This window comes from Paenibacillus sp. RC73 (genome assembly GCF_044908085.1).
Taxonomy (GTDB): Bacteria; Bacillota; Bacilli; order Paenibacillales; family Paenibacillaceae; genus Paenibacillus; species Paenibacillus terrae_A.
The window spans coordinates 329,867-347,895 of sequence record NZ_JBIYCV010000004.1 but is presented as its reverse complement, the minus strand read 5'-3'; the positions used below and the strand labels follow the sequence as shown (position 1 = coordinate 347,895).

General features: G+C 46.6%; 16 protein-coding genes. 8 read left to right on the top strand and 8 right to left on the bottom strand.

The genetic code is table 11. From position 1 onward, the window contains the following. Window positions 1-20 precede the first annotated feature (20 nt). Complete coding sequence (locus ABH897_RS11630) at window positions 21-584, bottom strand: GbsR/MarR family transcriptional regulator (RefSeq protein WP_134910742.1); 564 nt, start codon at window positions 582-584, stop codon at window positions 21-23. 517 nt (window positions 585-1,101) lie between these two features. Between ABH897_RS11630 and ABH897_RS11625 the strand changes: the two genes are divergently transcribed. Continuing rightward, the gene (locus tag ABH897_RS11625; protein ID WP_404580780.1) at window positions 1,102-2,325 is read left to right on the top strand and encodes a quaternary amine ABC transporter ATP-binding protein; all 1,224 of its coding nucleotides are present in this window, start codon (window positions 1,102-1,104) and stop codon (window positions 2,323-2,325) included. Beyond that, window positions 2,300-4,888: a glycine betaine ABC transporter substrate-binding protein gene (locus ABH897_RS11620; protein WP_404519861.1), complete on the top strand. Its 2,589-nt coding sequence runs from the start codon at window positions 2,300-2,302 to the stop codon at window positions 4,886-4,888. The genes ABH897_RS11625 and ABH897_RS11620 overlap by 26 nt, the downstream gene beginning before the upstream one ends. A 103-nt stretch (window positions 4,889-4,991) precedes the next feature. On the opposite strand, the gene ABH897_RS11615 is transcribed toward ABH897_RS11620, so the two are convergent. From ABH897_RS11615 to ABH897_RS11590, 6 genes are all read right to left on the bottom strand, one after another. After that, a complete protein-coding gene (locus ABH897_RS11615) occupies window positions 4,992-6,215 on the bottom strand; it encodes an ABC transporter permease (RefSeq protein WP_283655037.1) in 1,224 nt (407 codons plus the stop codon). Window position 6,216: 1 nt separating this feature from the next. Continuing rightward, complete coding sequence (locus ABH897_RS11610) at window positions 6,217-7,581, bottom strand: HlyD family secretion protein (protein ID WP_404592014.1); 1,365 nt, start codon at window positions 7,579-7,581, stop codon at window positions 6,217-6,219. A 20-nt stretch (window positions 7,582-7,601) separates the two neighbouring features. Then, window positions 7,602-8,189 carry a TetR/AcrR family transcriptional regulator gene (locus ABH897_RS11605; protein ID WP_404592012.1) on the bottom strand — a complete coding sequence of 196 codons (588 nt, stop codon included), beginning with the start codon at window positions 8,187-8,189 and terminating at the stop codon, window positions 7,602-7,604. A 267-nt stretch (window positions 8,190-8,456) separates the two neighbouring features. Continuing rightward, on the bottom strand, window positions 8,457-9,824 hold the full coding sequence (locus ABH897_RS11600; protein ID WP_404592010.1) for an ABC transporter substrate-binding protein: 1,368 nt from the start codon (window positions 9,822-9,824) through the stop codon (window positions 8,457-8,459). Between the two features lie 122 nt (window positions 9,825-9,946). Further along, window positions 9,947-10,768 carry a carbohydrate ABC transporter permease gene (locus ABH897_RS11595; protein WP_404592008.1) on the bottom strand — a complete coding sequence of 274 codons (822 nt, stop codon included), beginning with the start codon at window positions 10,766-10,768 and terminating at the stop codon, window positions 9,947-9,949. Then, a complete protein-coding gene (locus tag ABH897_RS11590) occupies window positions 10,765-11,730 on the bottom strand; it encodes a carbohydrate ABC transporter permease (RefSeq protein WP_404580776.1) in 966 nt (321 codons plus the stop codon). Before ABH897_RS11590 ends, ABH897_RS11595 begins: the two co-directional genes overlap by 4 nt. A 193-nt stretch (window positions 11,731-11,923) precedes the next feature. Between ABH897_RS11590 and ABH897_RS11585 the strand changes: the two genes are divergently transcribed. The 6 genes from ABH897_RS11585 to ABH897_RS11560 all read left to right on the top strand — a co-directional run bounded on the left by ABH897_RS11585 (window position 11,924) and on the right by ABH897_RS11560 (window position 17,131). Further along, window positions 11,924-12,244: a hypothetical protein gene (locus ABH897_RS11585; protein ID WP_283655031.1), complete on the top strand. Its 321-nt coding sequence runs from the start codon at window positions 11,924-11,926 to the stop codon at window positions 12,242-12,244. Window positions 12,245-12,460: 216 nt separating this feature from the next. Then, window positions 12,461-13,243, top strand: coding sequence for a polysaccharide deacetylase family protein (locus tag ABH897_RS11580; RefSeq protein ID WP_404519854.1), 783 nt, complete (start codon window positions 12,461-12,463; stop codon window positions 13,241-13,243). Between the two features lie 113 nt (window positions 13,244-13,356). Then, window positions 13,357-13,665, top strand: coding sequence for a hypothetical protein (locus ABH897_RS11575; RefSeq protein WP_044647859.1), 309 nt, complete (start codon window positions 13,357-13,359; stop codon window positions 13,663-13,665). A 50-nt stretch (window positions 13,666-13,715) separates the two neighbouring features. Further along, complete coding sequence (locus ABH897_RS11570) at window positions 13,716-14,423, top strand: class F sortase (protein ID WP_404529653.1); 708 nt, start codon at window positions 13,716-13,718, stop codon at window positions 14,421-14,423. 2 nt (window positions 14,424-14,425) lie between these two features. After that, window positions 14,426-15,553, top strand: coding sequence for an amidase domain-containing protein (locus ABH897_RS11565; RefSeq protein WP_404519853.1), 1,128 nt, complete (start codon window positions 14,426-14,428; stop codon window positions 15,551-15,553). Between the two features lie 75 nt (window positions 15,554-15,628). Then, window positions 15,629-17,131 (top strand): oligosaccharide flippase family protein, encoded by a 1,503-nt coding sequence (locus ABH897_RS11560; RefSeq protein ID WP_404529654.1) that lies wholly within the window; start codon window positions 15,629-15,631, stop codon window positions 17,129-17,131. A gap of 79 nt (window positions 17,132-17,210) precedes the next feature. Here the strand turns inward: ABH897_RS11560 and ABH897_RS11555 are convergent, their stop codons facing one another. Beyond that, window positions 17,211-17,663 (bottom strand): SRPBCC family protein, encoded by a 453-nt coding sequence (locus ABH897_RS11555; RefSeq protein WP_283655025.1) that lies wholly within the window; start codon window positions 17,661-17,663, stop codon window positions 17,211-17,213. Window positions 17,664-18,029: the final 366 nt, after the last annotated feature.

The following is an 18,029-nucleotide window of genomic DNA, read 5'->3' as shown; positions in this document are numbered from 1 at the left end:
AAAGAAAAGAGGATAAACGATTAATCACGAACCTCTTCCTTCGGAATCAGCTTGTATATTTCTTCGCTCTCCATCGAATCAATCAGTCGGTCCAGCCACTTGTAATAGGCAACAGCCTGCTTCATTTTCAAACGATCCTGCTGGAGAACAGCCTTAAATTCCTCATATTCCCCATCCCGCTCCAGCAATCTGTCCAGCTCCTCAATGGCCTTGCGCAGCACCAGCAAATTCGTTTCAACCGCTTTTCTCCATTTAATTGCAAAGAAGTCTGTGAACGTTTGATGCCAGTCATATTCGACTTCATACAAATCCTTGCGTGAGCCTTTGCTCCACACCTTGTTGACCATTTTCAAATCCAGCAATGTTCGGACACCGGTACTCATGCTCGTTTTGCTCATTTCCATTTCACGACCCATTTCGTCCAGTGTCATCGGTTTATCCGCAAAAAAAAGCAAACCGTACAAATGCCCCGCAGACAGGGTGATCCCATACAAGTCCATATTTTTACCTATAGCTTCTATGACACGTTTGCGAATTTTTTGCAGCGAAGCCTGCTGCTCATCACCTAACTGGTACAAGCTCATGCTTGCAACCTCCTAATTTTAGAGCATTTTGCCTAAGATCGTATGAACGACTTTCACCCGTAATCGATTGGCTTTGACGCAACACATGAAATCTTTCAATTAAAAATGAAATGTTTCAAAAACAAAGCTTTTGTCTATATTACAACAGCATGGGTCGTTCAAAATCACAATTCGCAAAATTGCTAATGATAGTAAACTTTTTAAATTATGGATATACATAAATCTTTTGCTTATGGTTATATTTCATTGTCTATTTTAAAAAAAGAGCTATCGGTTGTAAAGTTCCGGATGTTTGAGCATTCTAAAGAACGAAGGAGCATATGGCAGGAAACTTTGTACAGTTTTTTCTGTACGTACTTTATGAACAGTTTTTTTGTTTGAAAAGTAAGCAATGCTTCTGTTACAATTAATTTTGTCATTAACCGTTCAGGATGTTCAAAATATTGATTTTTATACTCGATCCTTAATGCAACACGGGGTTAATACCAAGCAAAGTATAGAAAGAAGAGGTGTATGTATGACGATTTTGGAAGTCAAAAATGTCAGCAAACTCTTTGGTCCTCACGCAGAGCAAGGTGTTCCGCTCCTGGAGCAAGGCTGGGGCAAGGAAAGGCTGGCCAAAGAAAAACAAATTACCGTTGGTGTCAACAAGGCCAACATGGAAATTAAGCAAGGTGAAATTTTCGTTATTATGGGTCTTTCGGGCAGTGGCAAGTCCACTTTAGTGCGAATGCTAAATCGCTTGATTGAGCCTACCTCCGGTGAAATTCTGGTCCACGGCAAGGATCTCCGTAAGATGAACAAAGAACAACTCCGCGAAGTTCGCCGTAAAACCATTAGTATGGTTTTTCAAAAATTCGCCCTGTTCCCACATCGGACTGTATTGGAAAATGTAGAATACGGCCTTGAAATACAAAAGGTAGAAAAAACGAAACGCCAGGAAAAAGCACAGCAAGCGCTGGAACTGGTTGGTCTTAAAAACTGGGGCGATAAAATGCCCGATGAACTGAGTGGCGGTATGCAGCAACGTGTCGGTCTGGCACGGGCGTTGGCTAATGACCCTGAAGTGCTTCTGATGGATGAAGCATTCAGCGCACTGGACCCCCTCATTCGCCGTGACATGCAGGATGAGCTGCTGGAGCTTCAAGATAAAATGAAGAAAACGATTGTGTTTATCACCCATGACCTGGATGAAGCGCTACGGATCGGTGACCGGATTGCATTGATGCGGGACGGATCGGTCGTGCAGATCGGTACACCGGAAGAAATTATGATCCAACCGGCTAACTCTTATGTAGCCCGCTTCGTCGAGGATGTGGATCTGTCCAAAGTATTGACGGCTGCTCATGTTATGCTTCGTCCAGAAACGATCACAATGGATCGCGGTCCACGTGTTGCTCTGGAATTGATGCGCGAACGCGGGATTTCCAATCTGTTCGTCATTGACCGTACCAAGAAGCTGTTGGGCGTTATCAATGCTGAAGATGCTGTCCATGCACTGCGCAATAATTTGAAGATTGAAGATATTCTCATGACGGACGGACCGAAAGTTGCTGCGGAAACGGTCATTAATGATTTGTTCGAAATTACAAGCTCGTCCAAGGTCCCTCTGGCTGTGGTCGATGACAAACAGAAGCTGTTGGGTGTTATCGTCCGTGGAGCTTTGCTGGGCGCACTTGGCGGAGATGTAACCACCACGAAGGAGGTGAATGCCCTTGATTCCGAAACTGCCAATCGCTGAGTGGATTCAAAGCATTGTAGACTGGATGGGTATTCATCTGGCTGGATTGTTTAATGTTATCTCTTCTGTTATTGAAGCTGTTGTAGGCTTTTTCTCCGGCCTGTTCATGCTTCCGCACCCTCTGGTGTTCATCGTGATCATCGGGATTATCGCGTTTATGATCGGTCGGGTTCAGCTTACGCTGTTTACCGTCATCGGCTTCCTGCTAATTGACAATCTCGGCTATTGGAACGAAACGATGAATACGCTCGGACTGGTCATCACATCCGCACTCGTATCCATTGTCATCGGGATTCCGATCGGGATCTGGTGTGCATACAGCAAAACGGCGTCACGCATTATTACGCCTTTGCTTGATTTTATGCAGACGATGCCCGCGTTCGTCTACTTGCTCCCTGCGGTTACCTTTTTCAGCCTTGGTGTTGTACCAGGCGTTATCGCATCTGTTATTTTCGCAATCCCGCCAACCATTCGAATGACGAATTTGGGGATTATGCAAGTGTCGGGTGAATTGGTCGAAGCCTCTGACGCATTCGGTTCAACCTCGGCGCAAAAGCTGTTCAAAGTACAGCTTCCACTGGCTATGCCAACCTTGATGGCTGGTATTAATCAGACGATTATGCTCTCACTGTCTATGGTCGTTATTGCTTCCATGATCGGTGCGGAAGGTATCGGTGCCGTTGTATACCGTGCCGTGACACAGCTGCAAATTGGTAAAGGTTTTGAAGCCGGATTGGCTGTCGTTGTTCTGGCTATCGTGCTTGACCGTTTCACGCAGAACCTGTTCAAACCAGCGAAAAGAGGTAAAAGTCGCATATCTACCAAACAAAAGGTATGGATTACCTCTGCGGTTACGGCTGTCATTCTGATCGCTGGCGCATCGCAATATTTTGTTGGATCGAATCCTTCTGCATCTGGCAAAGGAAACGCTGCTGCCAACCCGGTTGGCGAAGAAGTCGGTTACAAGATTATTGGAATTGATGCCGGGGCAGGGATTATGAAATCAACTGCCAAGGCGTTAAAAGACTACAATTTGTCCGACTGGAAGCTGGTAGAAGGTTCCGGTGCAGCCATGACTGCAACACTGGACAAAGCCATAAAAGCGAAAAAACCGATCATTATTACAGGTTGGACGCCGCACTGGATGTTCAACAAATATGATCTCAAATATTTGGAAGACCCTAAAAAATCTTATGGCGAGGCCGAGGGTATTCATACGATTGCCCGTAAAGGGCTGCAACAGGACGCCCCTATCGCTTACGAGTTTCTGAAACGGTTCAAATGGACACCGGAAGATATGGGTGAAATGATGGTTGCTATTCAAGGCGGAACCAGTCCTGAGCAAGCTGCCAAGGATTGGGCTGAGAAGCATGCCGATAAGGTGCAGGAATGGACCCAAGGACTGCAACCTGTCAATGGTGACACCTTCAAGCTCAGTTATGTGGCTTGGGATTCTGAAATTGCCAGCACGAATTTGCTGAAATATATTTTGGAAAACAAATTGGGCTACAAAGTAACCGCGTTGCAAGTTGAAGCAGGTCCAATGTGGACGGGTGTCGCCAGTGGTGATGTGGATGCTTCTCCGGCTGCATGGCTGCCACTGACACATGCGGATTACTGGGCTAAATACAAGGATAAGCTTGATGATCTGGGCGCTAATATGACGGGTGTCAAAACGGGCTTGGTCGTGCCAGCTTATATGAATGTCAAATCTATTACTGATTTGCAAGGCAATGGAGCCGCTCCGGCTTCTGCCGCTGCTGGGGACTTTGGCAAGGAGGTCGGATACCGTATTGTTGGTACCGACCCCGGTGCCGGTCTCATGAAGCTGACTGCCAAAGCTATGAAGGAATACAACTTGTCTGACTGGAAGCTGCTTGAAAGCTCCGGGGCTGCTATGACAGCTACACTGGATAAGGCGATCAAAGCCAAGCAGCCCATCGTTGTAACAGGCTGGACCCCTCACTGGATGTTTAACAAGTATGATTTAAAATACTTGAAGGACCCTAAGAAGGCTTATGGTGATAAGGAAGAAATCCATACAATTGCCCGCAAAGGCTTGAAACAGGATGCACCTGTTGCTTATGAATTTCTGAGCCGCTTCAAGTGGACTGCCGAGGATATGGGTGAAGTGATGATCGCCATTCAGGACGGTAACTCCCCACAGCAGGCCGCCAAAAACTGGGCCGATAAGCATCCAGATAAGGTGCAGGAATGGATTAAGGGCTTGCAGCCTGTCCATGGCGATCCTTTGAAGCTGAGCTACGCTGCCTGGGATTCTGAAATTGCCAGCACGAATGTATTGAAATATGTATTGGAGCAAAATTTGGGTTACAAAGTGACTGCCCTTCAGGTAGAGATTGGCCCTATGTGGACAGGCGTTGCAGGCGGGAGTGTGGATGCTACCGCTGCTGCCTGGCTTCCACTGACGCATGCGGATTACTGGGCAAAATACAAGGATCAGGTGGACGACATTGGAACCAGCATGACCGGCGTTATGTCCGGACTCGTAGTTCCATCCTACGTACCCATTGATTCTATTGAAGACTTAAAAACGCAATAATAATTCATTCAACGAATACGATATACACTTAAAACCAAAAGGCAGATCAGGAGTAAAACCTGATCTGCCTTTTTAATATGCGTATTTAGTTACTCTTAGCCTTTTAGCCTTTAAGTGTAACTCCCTCTTGCGTTGATATATCGGCATGCTGGTCTGCCGTCTGACGCTGTCTAAAGAATAGCGGATAGATCGCGAAGGACACCAGCAGACTTACACAGCCAATAACGCCCAGCGCAATCGTATCCTTGAAGACATACGTGATATCCAGCCCTTTGAGGGTGATGTTCCGTACAGCATCCAGGTAATACGTTAGTGGCAATATTTCGGCAAGTCCCCGCAAGAAGCCGGGCATCGCTTCCAGCGGCCACGTATAGCCTGACAGCATAAAGGAAGGAACGGCAATCAACATGAGGGTTTGGGTCGCATCCACTCTTGTCTTGGAAAAGAGACTGAACAGGAACCCTAAACCGCACAAGGCAAAGTTAAAGGCCAGCGACACCATAATCAGCGGCAGCACCTGCCCCCTGAACGGGATATCAAAGCATAGGGCGCTAATACTGAATACAGTCAGCACATTGAAGGCTCCCGCCACATAATACGGTGTCAGCTTGGCAATCGCGAGTCGCCAGGGGGTATTTTTCCATGCGGCAAATCTCCCCCAAGTCCCTGCTTCCTTATCCCGCGTACAGGACAAAGCAATACCGAGCAGCAAACACTGCTGGAGAGCGGCAGAAATGACCCCCAGCGGCATGAACAGCTTGTAATCATATACCGGGTTGAACAGCACTCTGGACCGGAACGGGATGGTACTCAGCGTTGATGCCGCCTGATCGGCGTTCATTCCCTTTTGCTTCATGGAATTGACCGAAACCCCGGCGCTCACGCTACTGATGACCTGATTTGCGATCCGGCTGGCGCTGTTGGAATACATCATGTTACTGCCGTCAATCAGGGTCAGCACAGGCGGGTTCTCCCCATGCTTAAGCCGGGTGGTGAAATTGTCGGGAATGACGATGCCTACCTTCGCTTCCCCGGTTTCCACCTGACGGACAACATCCTCCTGATTGGTGGCCTGCCGTGTAACGGCAAACGAATCTGTCGCATCGAACGCCTGAATGATCTGGCGACTGAGCTGAGAATTATCTCCATCATATACCGTGACAGGCATCTCGGTAATCCGCTGATGAGAATACAGGAAGCCGAACAAGATGGTATACACAATCGGTGTAATCAGCAGAATAGCCATAAAGCGTCGATCCCGGAAGATGCTCAGCCATTCCTCACGAAATACATCGCGGATACGAATTCTTTCCTGTTGATCCTGCATATTACTGCGCCCCTTTGCCTGTAAACAGAACCGTGGAGCCTGTCGGAACCGAAGCAGCAAGATCCGGCAAAGCTATTTTAACGCCAAAGGAACGGACATCCTTATCACCGGAGCTTTGACTCGGTTTTTGAATAGCGAAGTCGGCAGCCGATTCCAGCAAGATGACTTTACCTTTCAGCTCCTTGCCGCCCGACAGCAGTTTAACTTGTACAGTATCCCCTGCCTGAAGACCATTCAAAGACGTTTCCGGCACATAGAATTTAGCCCAACGCTGAGTCGAAGTTTCAATCGTATAGACCGGGAAGCCTGCGCTGGCCATTTCACCCAAGCTGAGCGATTTGGATTTCACAATGCCGTCCTCGGATGCACGCAACGTGGTGTAGCTCAAGTAGGTCTGAGCTTCCTGAAGGGCAGCTTCTGCCTGGGCTACCTGTGCGTTGGCACCTGCAACCGCCGACTGTGCCTGCTCTACCGTGGATTGCGCCGCCTTCACAGCAGATTGCGCCTGTTCTACCGAAGCCTGCGCGGCTTTGACATCCTCCTGCTGCAAAGTAACCTTGCCTGCTCCTGCCTGTGCTTCCTTCACCGCAGCCAATGCCTGACGGTATTGTGCTTCAGCCGCCGTAATTTCTTCCTTGCGGCTTCCCTCGCGTACCATATTCAGTTGCTGGAATGCTGAATTGTACTTGGCTTCCGCCTGTTGATAGTCCAGCGTCGCTTGATCCAGTGAGGCTTGGGTTGCTGCCCCGGCTTCTTGAAGCTTTTTGGCACGCTCCAGATTTTTAGTGGTCAAATCCAGCGTTTCCTTGGCAGCCTTCACACTCACTTGTGCTTGCTCCAGCTCTTGCGGTCTTGCGCCGCTCTTGAGCGCATCCAGCTTCGCTTTGGCCGCAGCCGCAGCCGCTTGTGCCTGTTCGATCTGACTGGAGGAAGCCTGTGCAGTCACGCCCACTGCTGTGGTGCCCTGGCTCTTTTTGGCCTGAGCTGCACTCACGGTAGCCTGTGCCTGCCCCACTCCCGCTTGAGCCTGCAATACGCCAGCCTTCGCTTTGGACACATTACTCTGGGCTGCCAGCAATGCCGCCTGTGCCTGTTTCACCTTGTCTTCCAGCTCACGGCTTTCCAGATGGGCTAACACCTGCCCTTTTTTCACCTTGTCGCCCTCATTGACGAGCATCTGATCAATACGTCCCGCCATCTTAAAGCTGGCATTGAGCGTATCCGATTCTACATAAGCTGTTGGAATGGAAGAGGACTGATCCGCAGACAAGCTACTCCCCCCCCTTTGAAAAGCGGTCAAAGCATAAATCCCTATAGCGATTAAAACAATAAGTACGGCGTAAATCGTATATTTTTTAGCTTTCATGTTCTCATCACTCCATCTGTCTATTTATGATGCATACCCAGCGCATTACAAACAAAAATTTCAATACTCTCCCGAACTACCTGCAAGTTCATCGTTTCGCCCCAAACCATGGATCGCATCGGTGCAAAAATGTAAATACCAAATAAGCAATTTGCCGTCGTTTTCGCATCCAGCTTACTCGAAATTTTCCCGTAAAACTTACCAGAGTCGATCTCCGCTTCCATAAAATCAAAATAGTCAGCCAATACCTGCCTGATATTAAAATGCTGCTCCTGCGAAACCCATCCCTTGCTAACTAGCAAACGACAAAAATCCGGCTCTCTTCCAATAAACTCAACGTGTACTTGAATCAGCTTGTGAATCCTCGTTTCTACCTGATCCTTCGGAACCTGAGACATGGTTCCACGGATATCCTGAACAAAGCGCTCCATCCCCATCTTCAAAATATAAATGTACAGATCTTGTTTATTTTTGAAGTTGTAATAAAGGGTCCCTTTAGCAATGCCGCATACCTTGGCGATTTCCTCCATATTGGTTTCATTGAAGCCACGTTCGGAAAAAGCCTTAAGCGCACCGTTAAAAATAATTTCCTTCGTCTGGTTTTTCATGCTTCCTCCTTTTTGAACTGACCGTCCAGTACAAAAAATATGTATTCATTATAAGCCCATTTTTAGTTATCCAGCAATAGGAAATGTACAAAATAAACAATTTTAGACAGTTCGTCTAAACGGACGTTCTAAAAATGGGAGAATTCAGACATACAAAAAACAGACCGAACAAGTGAGGGGGTCACTTATTCGGTCCGTTATTTTATAAAAGCGGCTGGTAAAGGGGTCGCGTATTAAGTTTACCAGCCGCTTTTAAGGGAAGGCCGATTATTTTTTTACCGTTTGATTGTATTGCGCAATTTTGCCTGTAATCTCTTGTGCGGCTTGATCCAACGCCTGTTTTGGCTGTTGCTGTCCGCTCAAGACGGCCTCGATTGCACCCTCTACGATTTGACGCGCTTCCGGGAATACGCCCATCACTGCGCCTTGTGTAGCCGTGGATTGCGCTGATGCATGCAATTGGTCAACAGCAGTTTGGAATTGTGGGTATTTCACCATGTTGTCCTTGAGTACCTTCTCGTCATAAGCCGCTTTGGTGATCGGGAAGTATCCCGTGTTCACGCTCCATTGTGCCTGTACAGCCGGGGAAGCAACGAATTTAATGAACTCCCACGCTGCCTTTTGCTGGGCTTCAGGCTTGTTGTTCATAATGTACAAGCTCGCGCCACCTACAACCACGCCGCCTTCTTTCGCTTCATTTGCTCTTGGCAGAAAGCCAGTGCCTACCTCGAATTTATCGCCAACCTGCTCCACAATATTACGCAGCGAAGCGGTGGAATCCAGTGTCATGGCAATTTGTCCTGCGGAAAAAGCTTTGGCAGTATCATCGGAGTTACGTCCCAGGTTGGATACAACCTTTTCGTCGATCATTTTCTTCCACCAAGTCAGGGTTTTCACGCCTGCATCCGAATTCAGCAACGATTCTGTTGCCGCCTGATTGCGTCCGTTGCCATTATTCACATAATCCGCATTCTGATTGGCAAACAACTGCTCCATAAACCAGCCGTAGATGGCGATGGATGCACCGGATTTTCCGTCCTTGCTCAAGGCTTTGGCAGCCTTTTCGAATTCATCATATGTTTTCGGAGGATTAGCCGGGTCAAGTCCCGCCGCTTTAAAAGCATCCTTGTTATAGTACAGGATCGGATTCGATGTATTAAATGGCATTGCATTCAGCTTACCGTCAATGGTGTAATACCGCGTAATATTGGGCTCAAGCTGCGAAAGATCGAACTTGTCTGCATCAATAAATTGTTGTACAGGAGTAATCATCTTGGAGTCAATCATGAATTTACTGCCGATTTCATACACCTGAATGATGTCCGGGCCGCTATCGGAACCCAGCGACGCTTTTAGCTTGTTCAAGCTGTCATCATATTTGCCTTGGTATACCGGCTCTACCTGAATGTCCTTGTGGCTGGCGTTAAAGTCTGCGGCGATTTGCTTGATTGCTTTCTCACCGTTACCGGACATGGAATGCCACCAAGTCAGCTTCACCGGAGAACCTGCTGCTGCTCCCGCATCACTACCGTTGCTTGGCTTCTCAGCCGCCGTGTTATTGCTACAACCTGCTGCAACAACGATTGCAGTGAGGATAAGCAAGGTCAAAGCACTTTTCAGACGAAAAAATCTCATAATCTCTCTTCTCTCCCTTTGATTAAATGATTCTCGCATACAGATTTTCTTGCAATATTCTTTGGTGATAAAGCTCTGTATATAGGCTGCTTGCGCAGGTGTTACTGTACTTGTGGGCTTGTTTAGCCTTTAAGCGCACCCGCTGCCATCCCGCGTACCAACTGCTTCAGACCAAAGACCAGCAGAAGCAGAGACGGTAAAATGACAAGGGCCGTACCCGCGAACACAAGATTCCATGAGGTGGATTCCTGAAATTCGAGCATGGAAATTCCGATCTGTACCGTACGCATATTCTCGCTGTTCGTGATCAACAACGGCCACAGGTACGAATTGTACATATTCAGGAACGAATACACAGCCAATGTTCCGAGCGCCGGGCGCGATAGCGGAAGCACATGGAACAGGAAGTAACGAACATGTCCGCACCCGTCCATACGAGCCGCCTCGAACAATTCCTTGGGAAGCTGGAGAAAAAATTGCCGCAGCAGGAACGTTCCGAATGCCGTCGCCAGAAACGGAACTGTCAGCCCTTGATAGGTATCCAGCCAATTCCAGCTACGTACGGTCAGATAGTTCGGAATAATGGTCACTTCCCACGGGATCATCATGGTAGCGACAAACATGCTGAATATGAAGTTCTTCCCCCTGAATTCCATTTTGGCAAAGGCATATGCCGCCAAGCTGGCTGTAATCAACTGACCGATCATCGTCAAGCCCGAAATGAGAAAGGTGTTACCGATGAATGCAGCAATCGGAACGATTTCAAACACCTCGGTAAAATTGGCCATATGAAAGGAATGCGGGAAAAAGCTCGGTGGATAGGCGCTTGCTTCCACCGGCGACATAACAGCCATAAAAAATGTATAAATGACCGGATATAAAATCAAAGCAGCCGCAATCGTAAGCAGCACATACACGAGTGTTGAACTAAGATGTCGTTTCATTGGTAATGCACCTTCCTTTCCACCCATTTGAACTGGATCATCGTAAGCAACAGGATGACGACAAACAGTACAATTGCCTGTGCGCTGCCCGTTCCGAATCGGAAATTAACGAAGGCTTCCTGATAAATGGAATACACGAACACATTCGTGCTGTTCACCGGACCGCCCTTGGTCAAAATGTTAATTTGGGCAAAGGACTGGAAAGCTCCAATGATGGATACTACGGTTACAAAGAAAATCGTTGGCGACAGCAGCGGCATGGAAATACGCCAAAACGTCACCAGCGGGCCTGCCCCGTCCATTTTGGCACTCTCATACATGTCATCTGGAATCCCTTGAAGTCCGCTTGATAAAATAATGTAATTAAAGCCGAGATTCATCCAGATGGTCATGATCGCTACGGAAAACAACGCCCAATCCGGGCTGGTCAGCCACGGAACCGGATTGATATGTAGCAGGGAAAGCACGTAGTTAAACATCCCCAGAGTCGGATGAAAAAGAAATTTCCAAATGACCGCAGATGAGCCGACCGACAGCACCATCGGCAGCGAAAAAGCGAACTGGAAAATACGCATCCCCCGCAGCTTGCTATGTGTAAGTGCAGCCAGCACCAGCGCCAGTAAAATGCCTACAGGCACCGTCAGCAGCGCAAACAGGAGCGTAACCTTGATTCCTTGCAGGAATTGACCCGAGCTGAAAAGTGTAGCAAAGTTGTCTAACCCAACATAAGCTGCAACATTTCCTGCGGGATCTGTGGAGTGCAAGCTGAGATAAACCGACTTGATCATCGGGTAAAACATAAATACAGCAAACAAAATGAGCGAAGGAGCCAAAAACGTATACGCCAGCGCGTTTTCGCGCAGTCTCTGAATTTTTAGCGAACCCGTGCGTACGCGGGCCTTAGACGAAGTCTGTTGCTGGCTCCTCGTCCCGAGTCCCATAGATTTGTTAAGCTCACCCAAAACGGAGCGCCCCTTTCTTTTCAAACCAACCTCAGTAAGTGTATCGTTTCGATGTAAAGGGAACATCAAGTGGGTTGGAGCATAATGTTAATGTTTCATGCCTTTGTAAAACCTGTCTCATCTGGGTAGCTGCACAATGGCACAGACTCCTGCATACGATACATCATTATATGAGTATGGAGGTCAGAGGCGAATGCCGTACAACACTGTCAATCCGCAAACCTTATATCAGGCCAGACCGGAATTTCAGACAGAACTCAAAAGGGTCCGCGATCATCTGCATCACCAGTTGGGGCCTTACGTCAATCACACCGTCCGGGTTCAAACAATGGATCATCATGTGTATGAAGGAAGGATTGTCCACATCGACGCGGATCACTTGTATCTGAGAGTTCCTCAGCCGCACCACACGCCCCCCCCAGGCACCCCCACTCCCTATCGTTCCTATGCCTACAGAGACGTCATTCTGCCGCTGGTGCTGTACAATCTGCTGGTGGTGACACTGCTGAGCTAACGCTCGATCCATTCAGTCACAAAACAAAAAACCTCCAATTTCGTGAACAGCCGACCATCGGCATATTACGAAGCTGGAGGTTTTTACGTATTTATTTTACATTTTGGACAGGAATTTAACTGAATTAGAAGCAGATAAATTTTGGGAACGAGGAATGGTATGTGCTCCTTCTTGGCAAGCTAATGTGAGAAAACGTCAGAACGGAGAAGAAGCCTAATGAAATATAACCGATTACTGTCTGCAAGTATCGTTGTTTCGTTGTTCTGTGCCAGCTTTTGCGCCACACCCTATACCGAGGCCGCCTCGTATGCCTCCCCTGCACCAACAAAGGGTAGAGCCTATTATGAAGAACGTGGCGACATTGTATGGGAAGTTCCTACCCAGCGCAAGGTAATTGCCCTCACATTCGACGACGGACCGGATGAAAGCAAAACGCCCGCCATTCTGGATTTACTCAAGCAATATGACGCCAAAGCGACCTTCTTTGTCGTCGGCAGCCGTGTAGAAAAACTCCCTGACATTGTTAAACGGGAACGAAAAGAAGGCCATGAGGTTGGCAACCATACTTTCCATCATCCATCCTTCCATAATATTTCCCGTAACAAAGCTCTGTCTGAAATGGATCAGGGCCAAGCCAGCATCGTTCAAGCAACAGGGGTTGAAACCCATCTTTTCCGTCCACCGGGTGGTTCCTATACCGACTCGCTCGTCAAACTATCTAAAGAAAAAGGGCTTAAATTAATTTTATGGTCCTGGCATCAGGACACCCTGGATTGGCGGAAGCCCGGTGTACACCGGATCGCCAATAAGGTACTTCGTAATGCTCGCAATGGCGATATCGTCCTCATGCACGATTATGTATATAAAAGTACACAAACCGTTGAAGCCCTCAAAATCATTTTACCTGAGCTGAAAAAAAGAGGCTTTACCTTCGTCACCGTATCCGAACTGCTTGCCAATCGTGAGACTCCTGAAGGACTTATTGAGGTGAATAAGTAAAGAGTTGGAAAGTTCCGATCCAATCCTTTCCTTTGAAATCATTGGCTACATAAAACGTTCTTCATACGGAAAATATATTTATGAATTACCAACTATCTCAAGGAGGCAATAACATGAAAAAAGCAATATTGACTGTAGCGTCCCTGGCTGTACTTCTGTCAGCAGGATCAATGGTATCTGCAGCACCCGCAACGGAAAAGCATGAACACAAAATGCACCAACATAAGGTTAAGGCTCATGCGAAACATGAACACAAGCTGCACGCCAAGAGCAAACATGAGAAAGTCCACAAGCTACATGCGCGTGAAGCTGCACCTGCCAAAATGATTGGAGAAAAAAGCATTCATGCGAAAAGTATAAAAGCAAAGGCTACTAAATTGCCAAAAACCGGATTCGGTGGCGCGAGCGAGCAAATGAATTAGGGAGGGGTAAAAGGAGAGGGTTAGCTTGTTAACCCTCTCTCTTTCTTCATATGAACAATAAGTGGATTATTCGTGTCATTGTGCTATTGATTTTGCTGGGTAGTACGAGCTGTTCATCTTCGGCTGAACCTCAAGGTAGCTCCCATGCTAACTCCAGCCACACCCCGGCTAAGCCTGAAATTCAACAAACTAAAACGACGAAGCCCTTACAGGTTAAAAGTAAACCTTTCCAAGGGAGCATTCCACGTAAAATCGATATTCCTGCGGTTCGTATTCATTCGATTATAGAACCGGTAACCTACTTAAAAAATGGTCAAATGGGCGTTCCAGGCAACACGGATCGAGTAGGTTATTTATCTACTGGTATATTGCCAGGAGCGGCAGGTAATGCAATTATGGATGGTCATGTTGATACATACACAGGCCCGGCAGTTTTTTATCCTCTTAAAAAACTGAAAAGGGGGGATTTTGTGTATGTGACTGGCGATGACGGTTGTAAGCTACAGTTTGTTGTGGAGTCGGTAAAATTTTACTTAACCTCTGAAGCACCGATTCAAACGATTTTTGGCCCTACAGAAGAACACCGTTTAAACTTGATTACCTGTGCCGGACGCTACAGTCGAAGCAAGAAGGAGCATGAAGGAAGGCTGGTCGTCTTTACCAAATTAACACACATGAATTCAGCCTGTGAGAAAATTACGGTTCAAAACAAGGACAATTCCAAAAACAACCCAATTATTTTCAAGGAGAATGAATAATTGTGCTTAGGATCAGAAAATTACAATTGCTGTGCATGATCTTAATAATAATTCCGGCTTACAGCTTCTCTTTATTTCATGCACAAGCCGAGCCAGCTAAACAGGATAACGTTACCCCCTTTCTTCAAGAACTGTTTGATGACCGTACCCGGTTGTTAATGGATCAGGACAAAACGCATATCGAAGACCATTACTTATTTAAAGATAAACGAAGCAGCCAATATGCGTACCTTCATGAACTAAACAGGGCCGAATATATTCATGAATGGGCCAAGCTTCGAAAAATAAAATTTGTGAATGCGAAAAGTTCCATTCGGATAGCCCGGGCCATAGTGTTGGGCGATACGGCAAAAGTGTCACTTGTTCAGTCCCTGAAATTGAGCTATGAGTATATCGACAGCTATCCCGGTCGGCATGATTTTGGAATTGGAACACGTCATGGCATTACACTGAGAAAAAGAGATAATCGTTGGTACGTGGAACGTGAATGGTATTCAGATCCTCTGGAAGAGAATTCAAAAAAGATTCAAAAATCCGACTTATTTTTTACTCCCCATAAAGATCCGGCAACACCAGAAAGGGTTATTCATAAATACAACAGGGCCCGCGCCGTTGACTATGCGAACAAGTATGCAGGAACGACATGGGGAGCAGGTAATGGTCAGCGATATAATCAAAAATACCTGGATTATAACTCCAAAGGAGGCGATTGTACCAACTTCTCCTCCCAAGTTATCGGGGACAAGGAGGAAGGCGGAGGGCTTCCTATGAAATCAGGGTGGCATTACTTGTATGGCAACGGTGGAAGCCAAACCTGGGTTCAAACGGACGCATTTAAAAATTTTCTGTTACGCTCCGGCTATGGAAGGATTATAGGACAAGGAAGCTTCTCCGATATTGTCCAATCGGTCAATGAACGGCAGCAGCATCTTAACAAACCTCGGTTGCTTCCAGGTGATTTAATTGCTTACGTATTAAAAGGAGATGTAGACCACTTCTCGGTTGTAGTCGGATTTGATCAGAGTGGCTATCCCTTAGTCAACTCCCATACCGCAGACCGTTTCAGAGTCCCCTTCGACTTAGGGTGGGATAAAAACACCAAATATTTGTTAATTCATATACAAGATTAAGCATCATGGCCATTAAGACTTGTTCATATCCCGGAGGTTGCTGTCATAGGAATAATGTGGACAGCTTCTAATGGGGTGGAAAATGATTTGAAATTACCTCTTATATTAAAACAAACCATGGTGAGAGCTAATGCGATGATTGTTGTAAAAGCCATCGGTTTGGTTGGAAAAGTATTTATGACACGACTTGTTGGAGCTGAAGGAATGGGCCTTTATCAGCTAGCCTATTCCTTCTATAGCTTAATATTGATGATTATTTCAGGGGGATTGCCGACAGCTTTGGGTATGTTTACAGCTAAACATACAGCAAGAGGCTGGCGGTTGTTCAAAGTATTTGCGATATTCCTGATTCTCACAGGATTGGCATGCAGTATCTTAACCTTTTGGCTATCAAAGCCGATCGCTAATTTGCTCGGCTATCCACAGCTCGATTTTGTAATTCGATGCCTCTCCCCTGCTATACTGGCCGTTCCCTTGCTAAGTCTGCTGCGCGGATATTTGCAAGGGCTTGAAAGGTACACTGCGATTGCCCTTTCGGAAATCATAGAGCAAACCGCCCGGATCGGTACTTTAATGTTGCTGGTGCCACTATTTATTCAATCCGGCATCGAGTTTGCTGTAGGCGGAGCGGTACTGGGAACTTTTACAGGCGCATTGTTAGCCTTTGCTGTGCTTACTGCTTTTTTTATGTATAACCGTCCCTCTGTAGCTTTATCCCCCCCATCAAGTCGAGCAGATTTACCTTTAGTGGTACAAGCTTCCTTTGCTATTGCACTTACACGCTTGCTTATCCCAACTTCCGACTTTATGGATGCGATCATCATCCCTCAACGATTACAGGTTGCCGGGGTTTCTTCCAAAGAAGCAGCGGAGATGTTCGGTATTGTCACAGGTATCGCTCTTGTCGTCGCTTATATGCCTACTTTAATTACAGGCTCGTTAACACATACGCTCACGATGAAAATAACTTCAGATTGGCAAAATAAGGAGTATAGCTTATTCTACAAAAAAAGCCATACCGCCCTTCAGGTAGCATGGGTGTGGGGATTAGCCTCTGGTTTCTTCATTTTTGAATATGCCTCAGAAATTTCCCTATTTGTTTTTGGTATGCAAAGTGCTGAGATCCCCATTAAATCATTGGCGATGTTACCGTTACTCGTCGGATTGCGGGAAATTACAACAAGCATCTTATGGGCACAAAATCGGAAGAAAACTCCCTTTATTGGCCTTGGAACAGGAGTCCTTGCCAATTTCATCATTCTTTATTCCTTAGTTTCCATTCCCGGTCTTGGATATGCCGGCATGTCCCTGGGAATCATCATGCTGGAGCTGATCGCAACGGCCTGGAATTTCAAAGCCCTACAACCCTTCCAACGAACCAACCCCCGTACAGCCATTGTGCTGTTGATGGACATTTTAGTTTTTGAAGCCATTCTTATCGTTGGTACGCTGTGTTCCAAGGCGTTATCCTCATTGGGCTGGCCGGAGACTGTTCATATGATTGTAGAGGTACTCCATTACTGCTTCTGGTGTGCTATGTATTTGAAGGTACGATTAAAGAGCGTTTTCGAAGAGTAGGGAAGGCCTCCCACAAGTTTATTAAACTCGTGAGATGCCTTTTTCTATTTGATAATATTATTAGCTTTCAGATTTCTAATCAGCTATTGGTCATCATCTTCTTGTCGAGCTGATCAAGTACCATCGGCCATGCCCGCTCGTGCTGGTCCCTCGAATTTGTATCTGGAAAACCTGCGTGCGTTAGGCGAAGCTGTGTGCCATTTCCGCTGAGTTTAAGCTCAACGGTGAGCACCGTTTCATGCCCCTTTGTGCCCCCTTCCCCAGTAACCCAGGTCAATTCGATAAGGCGATCTGGTTCAAGTCTTAGAAATCTTCCGTAATGCGGATGACGTTTTCCCTCAAAATGCGTTTCGAAAAAGAAGGCTGTATTCACTCGGGCGTCCATGATTACGGACCCTGGGGCTGCAAACCATTGCTCGAACTGCTTGGTCCACGCTTGATACAGGACAACAGGGGACGCCTCCATTTTTCGTTCCACCGTCAGATGATGCGGCCTTTGTGAAATATCTGGCAAAGAAATAGGTAGTGTCATTTCATCTTCAATCCCTTCAGTCCAACAGCATTTTGATCATGTCTACATTATTATAACCATAAAGATGTAAGATAAAAAAAGCCACTCAAATGAGTGATAGCTAATCATCATCTGGATTCTTCGCTGCTGCTTCAAGTATTTGGGCGCTTCCTCAGAAGACAGAGAAAGGTTGGAGCATCATTTTTACGTCTAATGTTTTTCTCGGATTACATTTTTTATTCTGGATTGAATCTTCTAGCAGATGGTCTGTCTGGAGGCGCTCTCTGAGATATAATGAGCCGTCTTATTTGCATGTAATCAAACCAAAGAAAAAAGGCTACTCAAAAGTTCAACGAACTCATGAGAGCCTCAAAAAAATCTGATCAG

Coding starts and splice junctions, on each gene's coding strand:
- ABH897_RS11555 (WP_283655025.1), bottom strand. CDS start 17,663: ATGACACTACCTATTTCTTTGCCAGATATTTCACAAAGGCCGCATCAT.
- ABH897_RS11615 (WP_283655037.1), bottom strand. CDS start 6,215: ATGCAGGATCAACAGGAAAGAATTCGTATCCGCGATGTATTTCGTGAG.
- ABH897_RS11570 (WP_404529653.1), top strand. CDS start 13,716: ATGAACAATAAGTGGATTATTCGTGTCATTGTGCTATTGATTTTGCTG.
- ABH897_RS11585 (WP_283655031.1), top strand. CDS start 11,924: ATGCCGTACAACACTGTCAATCCGCAAACCTTATATCAGGCCAGACCG.
- ABH897_RS11610 (WP_404592014.1), bottom strand. CDS start 7,581: ATGAAAGCTAAAAAATATACGATTTACGCCGTACTTATTGTTTTAATC.
- ABH897_RS11595 (WP_404592008.1), bottom strand. CDS start 10,768: ATGAAACGACATCTTAGTTCAACACTCGTGTATGTGCTGCTTACGATT.
- ABH897_RS11575 (WP_044647859.1), top strand. CDS start 13,357: ATGAAAAAAGCAATATTGACTGTAGCGTCCCTGGCTGTACTTCTGTCA.
- ABH897_RS11630 (WP_134910742.1), bottom strand. CDS start 584: ATGAGCTTGTACCAGTTAGGTGATGAGCAGCAGGCTTCGCTGCAAAAA.
- ABH897_RS11605 (WP_404592012.1), bottom strand. CDS start 8,189: ATGAAAAACCAGACGAAGGAAATTATTTTTAACGGTGCGCTTAAGGCT.
- ABH897_RS11580 (WP_404519854.1), top strand. CDS start 12,461: ATGAAATATAACCGATTACTGTCTGCAAGTATCGTTGTTTCGTTGTTC.
- ABH897_RS11625 (WP_404580780.1), top strand. CDS start 1,102: ATGACGATTTTGGAAGTCAAAAATGTCAGCAAACTCTTTGGTCCTCAC.
- ABH897_RS11600 (WP_404592010.1), bottom strand. CDS start 9,824: ATGAGATTTTTTCGTCTGAAAAGTGCTTTGACCTTGCTTATCCTCACT.